10 protein-coding genes are annotated in these 12453 nt (G+C 43.9%); 5 read left to right on the top strand and 5 right to left on the bottom strand.

The window, feature by feature from the left end; genetic code table 11:
• Positions 1 to 63: 63 nt before the first annotated feature.
• A complete protein-coding gene (locus L1D60_RS21245) occupies positions 64 to 1656 on the top strand; it encodes an alpha/beta hydrolase-fold protein (protein ID WP_239842856.1) in 1593 nt (530 codons plus the stop codon).
• 21 nt (positions 1657 to 1677) lie between these two features.
• Positions 1678 to 3660 carry a TonB-dependent receptor gene (locus tag L1D60_RS21240; protein WP_239842855.1) on the top strand — a complete coding sequence of 661 codons (1983 nt, stop codon included), beginning with the start codon at positions 1678 to 1680 and terminating at the stop codon, positions 3658 to 3660.
• A gap of 93 nt (positions 3661 to 3753) precedes the next feature.
• Here L1D60_RS21240 and L1D60_RS21235 read toward each other — a convergent pair whose 3' ends face one another.
• Positions 3754 to 4608 (bottom strand): dienelactone hydrolase family protein, encoded by an 855-nt coding sequence (locus L1D60_RS21235; protein WP_239842854.1) that lies wholly within the window; start codon positions 4606 to 4608, stop codon positions 3754 to 3756.
• A 121-nt stretch (positions 4609 to 4729) separates the two neighbouring features.
• A complete protein-coding gene (locus L1D60_RS21230; RefSeq protein ID WP_239842853.1) occupies positions 4730 to 7204 on the bottom strand; it encodes a PAS domain-containing hybrid sensor histidine kinase/response regulator in 2475 nt (824 codons plus the stop codon).
• A gap of 112 nt (positions 7205 to 7316) precedes the next feature.
• On the opposite strand from L1D60_RS21230, the gene L1D60_RS21225 reads away from it, so the two are divergent.
• Entirely contained in the window at positions 7317 to 7553 is a 237-nt protein-coding gene (locus tag L1D60_RS21225) for a DUF3332 family protein (RefSeq protein ID WP_345772881.1), read from the top strand.
• Between the two features lie 108 nt (positions 7554 to 7661).
• Here L1D60_RS21225 and L1D60_RS21220 read toward each other — a convergent pair whose 3' ends face one another.
• Positions 7662 to 8852, bottom strand: a complete 1191-nt coding sequence (locus L1D60_RS21220; RefSeq protein ID WP_239842851.1) for a hypothetical protein — start codon at positions 8850 to 8852, stop codon at positions 7662 to 7664.
• Between the two features lie 159 nt (positions 8853 to 9011).
• Complete coding sequence (locus tag L1D60_RS21215) at positions 9012 to 10565, bottom strand: methyl-accepting chemotaxis protein (RefSeq protein ID WP_239842850.1); 1554 nt, start codon at positions 10563 to 10565, stop codon at positions 9012 to 9014.
• Positions 10566 to 10898: 333 nt separating this feature from the next.
• Here L1D60_RS21215 and L1D60_RS21210 point away from each other — a divergent pair, with 333 nt between their 5' ends.
• Entirely contained in the window at positions 10899 to 11282 is a 384-nt protein-coding gene (locus L1D60_RS21210; protein WP_239842849.1) for a hypothetical protein, read from the top strand.
• Positions 11283 to 11344: 62 nt separating this feature from the next.
• Here the strand turns inward: L1D60_RS21210 and L1D60_RS21205 are convergent, their stop codons facing one another.
• Complete coding sequence (locus L1D60_RS21205; protein WP_239842848.1) at positions 11345 to 11722, bottom strand: helix-turn-helix domain-containing protein; 378 nt, start codon at positions 11720 to 11722, stop codon at positions 11345 to 11347.
• A gap of 150 nt (positions 11723 to 11872) precedes the next feature.
• On the opposite strand from L1D60_RS21205, the gene L1D60_RS21200 reads away from it, so the two are divergent.
• Positions 11873 to 12415 (top strand): nuclear transport factor 2 family protein, encoded by a 543-nt coding sequence (locus L1D60_RS21200; protein ID WP_239842847.1) that lies wholly within the window; start codon positions 11873 to 11875, stop codon positions 12413 to 12415.
• The last annotated feature ends 38 nt before the right edge of the window (positions 12416 to 12453 follow it).

Raw genomic sequence — 12453 nt, 5'->3', positions numbered from 1 at the left:
GAGAGTGAAAAAGAAAATTACCATAAATGATAATCAATATCATTAACACCAATTGGATTCTTCATGAAATGGATTTTTCTCTTTTTTGCTCTTGTCACTCAATTATCCAGTGCTCAAGCAATGATCATTGATGCAAACAAAGCACAGAACATCAAATTCGACACCAAAACACAGCTATCTTTGAAGGTCGATAAACCTGGATATTACCGTGGCTATATCCGCAGCCAAGGGTATATGGAGCAAGTGATTGCATTTAACTCGTCTGGCGACCCAGTCAAGAAGCTACTTAACGACCACTCTCGTGAAACCGAGATATTTTGGTACGTCGATGAAGCAGACACCTACCAAATAGAGGTGACAGCGGACAGCAACAAGCCAATACAGGTCGAGATGCAACTCAACCCGATGGCGCTCAAAAGCAATCAATACTTATCGCCAGATCTGCCAATGCTTAGCCCAACTCTGTCTAAAACCGCCAGTGACATCAAAAGTGGGGTAAAAGATGCTGAAAAAAAAATCTGGCAAATCGTTGAGTCGCAGGGCGCGCCGCTCGTTGAATATCAAACTCTCAACAAAGCGATCGTTACCTTTTTGTATAAGAGTGATGTCGACAATGTCCGCTTGTTAGGTGCTCCTTATGGCGGCCATGCTCAGATGAGCCAGATTGAAGGTAGTGACATCTGGTTCCACTCATTTGAAGTACCCGACACCACGCGCCTCTCATACCGAATTGCGCCCAATGTTCCGCAGTTACTAAAAGACGCAAATCGAGAGCAAAGAAAAGCGGTATTGGCGACCGCCGCACCCGATCCACTGAATCGACAACCAACTTTTGGATCAGATACCGGCCTCTTTGGCTCAGCGTCAACGTTAACGCTGAAATACGCGCCGAGCGATCAGGTCGCAACCGAGCAAAAACGACCAAAAGGGCTGGTCAGCCACTTTTCTTACAATGACTCGATGAGTGATGAAGAGAGAAAGATCAGCATCTATCAGCCGAATAAAGTTTACCCGCTAGATAAGGCTTCACCGCTACTGATTCTATTCGATGGCGACGCCTACCTAAACAAAGTACCGACCCCCGTTGTCATGGATAACTTGATTGCCGACAAAGCCATCCCACCAATGAGGGTCGTGTTTGTTAACCCATCAAGACCAAGTTTGCGAGGTAAGGAACTCACACCCAATGAGACGTTCGCCAACATGTTGGCTAATGAACTTATGCCATGGCTTTGTGAGACACATTCTATATGCCCTACCGCAGAGAACACGGTGTTGTCTGGTTCGAGTTATGGCGGCTTAGCATCGACTTATATTGCTTTGGAACACCCAGAACGTTTTGGCAAGGTGCTGAGTCAATCTGGCTCATTTTGGTGGAAACCACGAGGCGCCAAACAGAAATTGTCCCACCAGCAGAGTTGGATGAGCGAGTTTGCCGCGACCAAGAGCAAAATGGACATCCAATTCTATCTCAATGCCGGTGTATTCGAGACAGAGCCAAAGAACGCAAGTATCTATCAAACCAATAGAAACCTATTCGACACCTTAAAACAGAAAGGCTATACGGTGACGTTTAAAAGCGTTGCGAGTGGTCATGACTACTATAGCTGGCGCGTGATGCTGGCAGATGGATTAACAACATTATTTAGTAAATAAGCACCAAGGATCCCCCAAGAAATGGAACAGATAAAAACAAAGAAACATCAATTAGCAGTGGCCATCGCTTTAGCAGGCTCAATCCCGTTACCCTCAGTAGCAAGTGAATCAACACACCACACAGAAACTATGGTCGTAACGGCGAACCAATATGAAACATCGATAAAGAATGCGCCAGCTTCAATCTCGGTGATCACACGTGAAGATATCGATAAGCTGCCTGCCACCGACATTTCGACAGCGCTTGAGAGCGTGGCTGGTGTACACGTTGCCAAAACAACAAGTGCAGAGCCAAGAATCATTATCCGTGGTCTACAGAATCAAAATTCCTCCAACGGTAACTACACTCTGTTTTTGATCAACGGACGTCGAATAAGCTCTAGTGAAACCGTGATCCGTGGTGCTTCATTCGATCTATCCAGTATCCCAATGAGCGCTATTGAACAGATCGAAGTCGTAAGAGGGCCAATGTCTTCCCTCTATGGTAGTGAGGCGATTGGGGGCGTGGTTAACGTAATCCTGAAACAAGCGTCAACAGAAACCAATGTTTCAGGCAGCCTGACTTACAGCATGCCCGCTGACAACGACGCCAATGCGCTATTGCCTAATGCTGGCGGTGAATTGAAGGCAGGTAATACATTTGTTAGCGGCTCCATCATTCCTGACGTACTGACTTACACTGCGACCGTAGACATCAGTGATCAAGAAGCGTGGTTCCCAGATAATGCTGGCGAGAACTTTTCTCCACAGACAGAGCAGAAAAGAAACGTGTTCAGAGGCTCTTTGAACTGGTTTATCACAGATAGAGACGACATCTACCTTGATGTGTCGTACTCAAAAGATGAACGTGTAGAGAACAGCTACTTCAGCAGCATGAACATGTTAGCAACCAGCTACTACGACGGCAAAAAACTGACCAGCACTTTAGGTCATGTGCGCAGTTGGGGTTGGGGTGAATCGGATACCAGTTACTTCTATGAAACAGCACGAGTGAACGAAAACAACTTCCACCCATTGGTTGATGAAGCTGAACTGAACCAAGACAACCACACCGTAGATTCAAGATTTGTTGTCGACTACTTTGACAGTCAGATTCTATCTCTTGGTGCACAAGTCTCTTATACCAGCGTCGAGAACCAACGCGACTATTCGAGTTCTCGCTCAGTGACACAAAGTGCCGTCTATCTTCAGGATGAGTATTTCGCGACGGATGATTTCGCAGCAACATTAAGCGGACGTCTCACGCACAACAACCAATTTGGCAATGACTTCAGCCCACGTGTCTACTTTGTCTACAACGGAATTGATAACGTCACCCTAAAAGGTGGGTATGGTGAGGGCTTTAAGTCACCAACACTTTTCCAATCGTCTGAAGACTTCTCTCTAGTGAGTTGTGGTGGCCGATGCACGCTTGTTGGGAACCCAGATCTGAAGCCACAAACGTCGAAAACATACGAGTTATCTGCCATGTACTCTGGCGTCGATGGTTATGTGCAAGCTACAGGTTTCTTCAATGATGTGAAAAACCTGATTGACCGTGACTTAACGCCGTTCTTCAATGGAACATCGACCATCATTCAATACGAAAACGTAGATAAGGTTGAAACCAAAGGTGTTGAACTGGAGGGTAGCTATGAGTTCTCAACAAGCTGGTCGTTTACAGCCAACGCTACCTATACCGATGCCGTTAATAAAGTCGACGATGAAGACATCGCCTACACACCAGAGTGGTTAGCAAACGTAAATCTGAACTGGCTGGCAACACGCGACTTGTCCTTCTTTACTGGCCTTAACTACACCGGTAAGCAAAAAGATGGTAGCGACAATAACCTCGACGCCTACACGGTTGTTTCGTTAGGCGGTGCATACGCGCTCAACGAGAACTTCACGTTCCGCGCCGGTGTAACTAACGTAACAGATGAACGTTTAGACCAATCAACACAGGCCTACGAAGAAACAGAAATGGGCCGGACATACTACGTGAAGGTCGATTTCGACTTCTAGCATCAATACGGCGAACAATTGAAAAAAACCATCATTAATTAATCGCTAACCCTGCACGTTTTACTATGCAGGGTTAGATAGCTAGTCAACAAGTTACCGCGTCACATCCATTTTTGTTTCAATTAGATATTGATCAGCTACACCCGACCATAAGTGATAGTACCTGTAGAAAACATCATGTCCCGAAGCTCCAGAGCCGAGCTGATATAGCTCAAAATCCATATTTCCACCCGCGTTCTCATAAGACATTGCGTAACTCTTTATCGACTCATCGGAATAAAATGAATCGTTTCGTCCGTAGATAAATAAAGTCGGTATGCTGAGCTTACGTGCCGCATTCTCGAATATAGGTACGTTTGGTGATACACCGCCAGCAACACAGGAATCATCAACCCAACCTCCAGCAAAGTTCATCACCCCAGTGAATGCACCTGGATGTTTTGAAGCAAACTTCAACGACAGGATCCCGCCTCTTGAGTTACCTGCTAACATAACTTTCTCTTTGTCGACCCACGGTTGATCTAAGATGAACTGATACGATGCATCCAGAGACTCCGCTGCATACTCTATGCCTTCACGAATCCCTTTATCCTCGCACGTGTATTGCTCTTTATAGCTCCCCTCTGAACCACCTCGACCTCTTCTCATCGGGATTATGAGCGCAATGTTCTTGTCGTTTAAGTACTTGCCAAAGCCCCACGGATTGACCGTTTGCTTCGCGTACTCTTTATCACCTCCTGTCGAACCGTGATTAAAAATAACGACAGGGAAGGGACCTTCTCCTTGCGGCTTATAAAGAGTGGCTTCTAGAACAATATCGCTGTCCCATAACCAGCCCTTATCTTTCATAGGAATTTTAATTGACTGACCGTGATCAGCAGCGACAGCGCCTAAAGCAAAACTCGCGCAGGTTAGGCTCAACAAAACTTGATTGGGAGTTGGAAACATGATGAATACTCGTTAGCTAATATATTGTTTTTCATAATAACTATCGATAAACGCGCAATTTGTGATCGAATCAAACTATTACAGTGTTTAAAAAACATCATCGAACTATGTATTCAAGCCGTTAGCTAGCCGTCTCTATTTCATTGATACGATCACGATAGCGAGCAAGCGCTTCTATCAAGTCCGATTTTATTAAAGGCTTGGCCAATACTTCATTCGCGCCTACCTCTAAAAAAGCTTCGGTTGATGTTTGCATAATGTCGGCGGTCCACCCAAAGATCAGGATATCGTCATGGCCTGCTTCACGTATTTTCTTAACTGTCTCCACCCCATTCATTTTCGGCATATGATTGTCAATAATCAGAAGGTTAAAGCGCCCAGTCTCGACCATAGCTAAAGCCTCGTACCCATCTGCACAGGTTGCACACTCAATGTTTAACTTATCTAGAAAACCACTGGCGATAATACGGTTCATTTTGTTGTCGTCTGTCACCAGCACCTTAAATGATGAGAGATCTATTTCTTGAGGTATTGAGCTTTTATCTTCTTCGTGAACAATTTTTGGCAATTTAATAACAAAACTAAAGCGACTTCCCTTTGATAGCTGACTTTCCACATTAAGCTGGCCATTCATAAGAGTGACAAGCTTGTGGCAAATGGCTAACCCAAGCCCAGTACCACCATAATTTCTTGTCGTAGAGACATCTGCTTGCTCAAACTCATCAAAGATTGAACCAAGCCTTTCTTGTGGAATTCCTATCCCCGAATCCTCCACGGAGAATTGAACTTTTGATTGCCCTAGTGGTTTTATACTGACGTTGATCTTGCCACTTTCAGTGAACTTCAATGCGTTACCAACCAAGTTAAGCAGAACCTGTCTGATTCGCACTGAATCACCTTTGTAAGCAAAGTTAGCATCACACTGGTCGTTCAAACTAAACTCAATGCCTTTTTCTGAGCATAACGTCTGATAAGTATTCAAGACTGGGCTGGCTATCTCTGACATTTTAAAGGGATGAGGATCGATCTCTAACGAGTCGTTCTCAATTTTAGCCAGGTCGAGAATATCGTTAAGAATAGCAATGAGATGCTCACCAGACCCAAGAGCTAACTTAAGGACATCTCTCTGCTCATCTCTTTCTAAATCGTCGACGAGCATCTGCAAAATACCCAATAACCCATTCATCGGTGTTCTGATCTCATGGCTCATTGTTGCCAGAAATAGTGACTTCGCATCATTAGCTTGGCGTGCTTTATGGGCTTGGTCTTCGAGCTCCAATCCAAGTTTTTTAAACTCTGTAACATCACGCTCGATAGCGATAAAGCGTTCGACTTCCCCTTCCCCATTTCGTAAAGGAACGATATCGATATCAACCCAATAGGGTGTTTTATCTATGGTGTAATTCAAGATCTCTGCTTTGACTTGGTTACCCTGCTTTATTGCAGAACCGATATTGCTCGCCATTTCACGGCAAGTATCCTCTCCTTGCAAAAAAGAGCCTGGAGTTAACCCTTTGACTGCATCAAGTCGGTACCCTGTCATCGTCTCAAAAGCACTGTTAACCCACTCAATACGCCCTTCTTGGTCGGTAATCACGACCGCATCTCTAGCCGTTTTTACTACAGTTGCAAGAAGGTGACTTTCACGCTCTTTCTCTGCTAACAGTTTGTTCGATTCTTCAAGTTGCTTCTTCGACCCGTCTAACTCACTGTGAGGGTTCACAAACAGCTTCTTCCCCATCAAAACAACCAAAACTGAACTGATTGCCAAAACAATCAAGAGTCCATTAAATAACTCTTTCTGCAGAGTAGACAGTTGTTCATCGAGAAACGAACGACTAATACCTTGAGTGAGAACCAAATCTCCTCGAGTTAATGCGGTTTGTGTCAACAACCAATCTTCACTATTGTGTTTTACGTTGGTGTGTGAATGGCCATCACGTGCGAGTTCACCGCCCGTTTCTAAGAGTTCTGTAACCGGAGGAACTGTTTGGCTGAGTTCATACCACCGCTCTCTACTCGTCACAAATGAACCAAAAAAGTCATCGTAATCAACAGCAGTCTCACCGTATAGAACACCTGTGAAGTCGCCGGATTGATACAAAGGCATAAATAGCTTGATACAGATATGATTCGTATCATCGTGCAGCAGATATAAAATACGCTCATTCACTTCTTTGTTGGCAAGTGCATTGAAAATAACGCGCTCTTGTTTGGCTGCAGGGTGACGAAATGTATCCTCAAATAAGATCTGCCCAGTACGGTCCCGTACAGCAAATTGCATCGATTGGTTTTGACCTTTGAAGCGCTCTAACTGAAAGGCAAGGCGCTCTATATTTGAACTGGAAGCAGCATCAATCACACCTTGATACTGAGACGCCAAGATGATGCGATCCTCTGCGACTTCGAGGTACTTCTCCATAAAAATTTTGGCGGATTCAAGCTCAAAGCTACTGTTCCCGCTTTGCAGCTTTTTAACCGTTGATTGGCTGTGATTTGTGAGCACGTATATTGAGATGGCGCCGTAGGTCAACGACGTCAACAAAATGAACAGAGCTAGAAGAACTTTGGGGCTCACCGAAGATAGCTTGGCCATATCTAAATGACTTCCATGTAATTTTCAAAGCGTGATATGAAAACTATAGGATAAATCTGACTCTTGCGATGCCGAATTTCCATCCCAGTCAAACATTTAGAGCGTTGGAACAATCGATAGATATGCAAGAGCAGGACTTACCATCTTGATGTCACCAATTTATGTTCTAGCAACCGGCGCGGATTTTTTCATATTGAATGGTATTGAGTTTTGGACCGGGACCAACCCAATTACAGGCAAACCGTCCATTTACGACACCTCAACAAATACTTGGTTAGACATCAACGATGATCTGCCAGAAGAGGTTCGCGACGCGGCACTAAAAAACCACGCAATCACCGTTCAATAAATACCTCTGTAATTCATCGCAATCTTGAAACAGCCAACGTTATTACGCGTTGGCTATTTGATAACTTGGTTACTGACTTACTGGGCCTATTAGCGCTCGCTTTTCATATCAGCGAACCCACAATTGATCCGTAAACTGAACCTTCTCGATATTTAATAATACGTTGTCGCCATCACGCCCTGTGAGCATATCATTCAACTGCACTATTTCTTCCCCAGAGTCATGGAGGTGATATTCACTGCGAAGACCATGAACGATGACCGTATTTTTGCCTTGATTACCTGTTACCTGATTATCATGACCATTTAGCTCAACGTTTGCATCTTTACTCCCTGTCAAAATGACCTTAGTGAGATATTGAGAATGGTGGGTATACGGTGTCATCGGGTCATACTTCATTTTAAAAGTGCCATTGAACGTATCCGAAATATAGGCGTCATAGCTCAAGGTTGGAGAGAAAATCTGTTCCGTGATGTATTGAGCGTTAGGATCCTCTGATGAGAAGTCTCCACGATTTTTAACGCTGTACATACCCCACATGCCTTTTCCGGTATAGGCTCCCCAAAGTCCATAATAACTGTCGATGACCGCAGCAAAATACTCCTGATCTACGCTTACCTCTTCTTGCCACTCAGTAAGAATATCTGCAGGCGGTGTGTAAGCACTGTTCAGAGCTTGCTTCTGTATCGTATTGAATTCTTTTTGGAACTCAGGCAAAGCCGTACGCCCACCCTCTGGAGAGTTGAGAACTCCAATGCCATAATCATGAACCAAGTGTAATATCTCTTCATAGGAAGCATCGCGATGTTCTTCATAGTCTTGTCGAACGTACCAATCGCCACCTTCCACCTGAATTTCCTCTTCAAACAGAGGCTGTCCATCTAAGTCATCATTATATTGAGGCTCATCGTGGTAGTTCATCAACTTCAATATCGCCCCGTTATTCGCCATTGCATTGGCTATGTCGCGTTTAGAATCCTTATCGCCATATTTGGTCCCTTCCACTGGGGTTAAATAATGATTCAAGACATTGACCGCTTTGACGATCTGATGAACGCTCAATCGATCCATAATCAAAATATGAATCGATTTACCATTAGGCGCTTTCACTGCCACATATCGGTCGTAACCCGCTCTAGAATAATTTGAGAATTTTGAAGGTACAGATTCAATCGTAACGCCATGCACAGTGGCGAGCGTTGCCGTAGTAGATATCCCCGTTGAACTGCCTTGATTAGAACTATTACAACCGGAAAGCAAAGCCGCCGTGATCACAGCGGCTATGGATAAAATTTTCATGATAAACCTCATTACGCTCAACGAGGTATCAATGTACGTAAAAAGAGCGGGGCCATAAGTGACGACGATGACTAAAAGACATTCCCATACAATCTCTTACAACCCGCCTTACATTGTCATTCTATGTCAACCACTCCTTAGTGTTACCACTGGCCACGATCAAACCTTAAACTTATCAATGGCCAAAGTCAGATCGCCCGCTTGACTCGCAACTACTGTCGCGGACTGCGCATTTTCTGAAACCGCACCAACATTGACACAAGTTAAATCTCGAATCGTGTTCACGTTACGTGCGATCTCTTCAGAGACACTGCTCTGCTGCTCAACTGCCAACGCGATCTGTGTGCTGCTATCCAATATGTGCTTCATTTCTTCCATAATCGCTTTAATATGGCTCAGCGCTTGCTCGGATAAGTGAACACTGTCAGCACCTTTATGGCTACAAGATTGAATTGTCGATACCACGGTTTGAGTTTGTTGTTGCACGGCGGTAATGATCTCAGAAATCTCTGCCGTCGAACGCTGAGTTTTCCCCGCTAATGATCTCACTTCATCGGCGACAACTGCAAAACCACGACCTTGCTCTCCTGCCCTCGCGGCTTCAATCGCGGCGTTTAATGCAAGCAAATTTGTTTGTTCCGCGATCTCTCCGATGACGTTCAATACCGAGCTAATTCGATGAGACAGTTCTACTAAATGATTCACCTCATCACTCGCGCTCGACAAGTCACTAGAAAGTTCGGTGATCGTATCGCGTGTTTCGACAATTTCATTAAAACCTAATTGAGCATTGTCGTAGCTTCGCTGTGTATTATCTGCCGCACTTTCTGTTGTACTGGCTACCTCTTTAATCGACTCACCCATCTCGGTAACAGCGGCAGCAACGCCGTCGGTTTCTAGTTGTTGGCGATTCAAAGCCTTCTCTGTATCGACACTGCTCTGTTGCAATTGCGTCGATGCAGCGCCAAGTTCACAAACGCTGCCTTGCACTCGAGAAATAAGCCCCTGTACGCTCTCTAGAAGAATGTTTAACTGACCCGCCATTTCTGAGATCTCATCGTTCCGATCAGTGTTAGCTTTCAAAGTTAGGTCATGGGTATTCGCTATAGTCAGCATCATTTGGCTTAGCTGGCGAATATTCCCCTGAATATTCTGAATCAAGATGTAAGAACCAAAAATGAGCAAGCCTGTGACCAACAGAACCGATATCGTGATAAAGCGCTCAATGCTATTTTGCTCTTGAGTTAACTCTGTATTCAACGTGGACTCGATACCATGGAAAACCGTGAAGATTTCGGAAATTAAGGTTTTCATCTCTGCGCGCATCCCTGCGACAACGTTTGATTCCGCGTCACGATTAACCACCGTAGCCTCAACATCTTTACGATAAAGCGTAATCTTTTGACGCAATGAAGAGAGCTCAGGGACACGAATACCTAACTCATTTAGGTCATTAGTCAGTAATCCAGACAGCATCTGGAAGTCTGAATACTCATTTTTGAATGAATCTAACTTAGAGGTGGCAAATGAATCGGATAGATCTCGTTGAATACGATCCATCTGTAAAAGAGACACTTCCATCTCTTTCACTTCAATTAAGGTTTGTTCCAACTTTAGCAGTTTCAGATTAGCTAACTCAGTAATGGTAACAATGGCAATCAAGGCGAGAATAGAAAGGCCAGTTAAGCCAAATAGTTTAGTTTTTATCGTCATTTTGTGTCTCAGGGCAGCAATCGTTCAATAACTACTTATAATCCATAAGTATTTTTGCTGCTTTGTAACATTTTGTTACAGGCGTGTCACTCAAACATTACTAAGAAAGCTGCATTGCGCGTAGTTTTATAATATAGACAGTTCGCAGGGTGCCACTCACCACAGTATTCTAACGAATCTAGCCTTTACCTAAGCTCAAATAATGCGTAACACACACGACTCCTAAAACTCCAAGTTTAGAGAAAGCGATTGAGTAATCATTAAGTTATTTCTTTTGGCAGCTTGATACTTTAGACTGCTTTTAACGTTGTAAAAAATGAACAAGGATAGACGATGAGCTCAAACCAAATTTTAGACCAAGCACTGATCGAAAGTGGTCGTGACATTCCATTAACTGAGCTCCTTTTCGCTAAGCGAGTGCTCGATAACTACCTAGCGGTAGCGAAGGAAACAAGCCCAGCAGAACTGCTTGTTGAAATGCGAGAAGCGGCTAAAGGCGTAGAATATTTCAAAACAGAATCAAGCCCGTGTGAAGCTCGAAATGTTATCAGCGAAATGTTTAAAGCGATTGAATCTGCGCTCTCTTTTGAAGAATTCAAATCAATCGCATCAAAACCCCAGCAAGCCCTACATGAGCTGATCGAAGACCGAGCTCAACTGATAAAACATGAGCGAGGACTTCTCCTTGCTGCTGGTTATGATTTATCACGCGTATAAACTTTTAAAGGCCACTTATCTCGTGGCCTTTTTCGACTCTAACATCTAACCGTCATCAAACATCAGTTTTTAGCATCATATTCCATGCGGGCTTTTTCTATGCTTTTCTGATGATCACCGGCCCAAGAGACCAATTGGTACAGTGGCTTAACAATCTCTCTTCCCATTTCCGTCAAGCAATACTCAACTTTAACGGGTACTTCTGGGTAGACTGTACGATTCACATACCCATCTCGCTCTAAATCTCTGAGTGTTTGTGTGAGCATTCTCTGTGAAATACCTTCAATTCTCGATTTCAAAGAGTTGAATCGGTCTTCTCCATCCACCAGCGCAAACAAAATCAGTAATGACCATTTGTCACCGATATGCGCAACGACATTTCGAATTGGGCAGTCTTCATTATTGTGAAATACACGTCTATCTGGTTTTGTCTTTGCCATCGTTTACCTCACGCTCTCAAGGTGAATTTATCTATATAGGTTACCAAAATGTGCCTAGGGCATGTTTTGGTGCGTTCTTGTACAGCAGGTTACTATTAATTACTATGGTTATCAATGTATACCTAAGCAGGAAAAACAACGGAGTGAACCATGTTTAAAGCACTGACCTCATTTATCCTTTTACTGGCAAGCACGGCTGCTTACGCGCAAGCTTCAGATAAAATCATCATCGACTTACCTTCATTACAAAAATCAAACTGGTCTGAGCAAGAGCTTAATAACGCGACGATCATTACCGACTTCGTTCAAAACTTGATGAACAACCATGATTTTAACTACGTTTTGACTCACTACAACGACAGCTCATACACTCAACATAATCGAAACCTACCTGACAAAATCACAGGCCTTGTCGGCTTTTTGCAAGAGTTCGTTGAGGAATACCCAGACTACACCTACGATGTGAAACACATCTACGTTGATGGTGATTACGTTATTTTTCATTCTCATGCGACGTTATATGCAGAAGATCGCGGCAACGATGAAAAAGGGATGAACATTATTGATACATGGCGTTTGGAAGATGGAAGAATTGTTGAGCATTGGGATTCAATCCAAGCGCTGGAGTTTTCGATGAGACTGTATTCACTTATCAGTGGTGGAGATATCGCAAACTCAAATGGGGTTTTCTAAACTCAGAATGGTCAAAGAGCAGTACCCATCAAAGGTAC

The sequence above is a fragment of the Vibrio sp. Isolate30 genome, from assembly GCF_022397975.1.
Classification (GTDB): domain Bacteria; phylum Pseudomonadota; class Gammaproteobacteria; order Enterobacterales; family Vibrionaceae; genus Vibrio; species Vibrio fortis.
The sequence above is the reverse complement of the archived record's forward strand: the minus strand, read 5'-3'. Positions and strand labels throughout refer to the sequence as shown.

Excerpts from the sequence above, each read along its gene's own strand:
- L1D60_RS21235 (WP_239842854.1), bottom strand. The coding sequence starts at position 4,608 with ATGTTTCCAACTCCCAATCAAGTTTTGTTGAGCCTAACCTGCGCGAGT.
- L1D60_RS21230 (WP_239842853.1), bottom strand. The coding sequence starts at position 7,204 with ATGGCCAAGCTATCTTCGGTGAGCCCCAAAGTTCTTCTAGCTCTGTTC.
- L1D60_RS21215 (WP_239842850.1), bottom strand. The coding sequence starts at position 10,565 with ATGACGATAAAAACTAAACTATTTGGCTTAACTGGCCTTTCTATTCTC.
- L1D60_RS21200 (WP_239842847.1), top strand. The coding sequence starts at position 11,873 with ATGTTTAAAGCACTGACCTCATTTATCCTTTTACTGGCAAGCACGGCT.
- L1D60_RS21220 (WP_239842851.1), bottom strand. The coding sequence starts at position 8,852 with ATGAAAATTTTATCCATAGCCGCTGTGATCACGGCGGCTTTGCTTTCC.
- L1D60_RS21240 (WP_239842855.1), top strand. The coding sequence starts at position 1,678 with ATGGAACAGATAAAAACAAAGAAACATCAATTAGCAGTGGCCATCGCT.
- L1D60_RS21245 (WP_239842856.1), top strand. The coding sequence starts at position 64 with ATGAAATGGATTTTTCTCTTTTTTGCTCTTGTCACTCAATTATCCAGT.
- L1D60_RS21205 (WP_239842848.1), bottom strand. The coding sequence starts at position 11,722 with ATGGCAAAGACAAAACCAGATAGACGTGTATTTCACAATAATGAAGAC.
- L1D60_RS21210 (WP_239842849.1), top strand. The coding sequence starts at position 10,899 with ATGAGCTCAAACCAAATTTTAGACCAAGCACTGATCGAAAGTGGTCGT.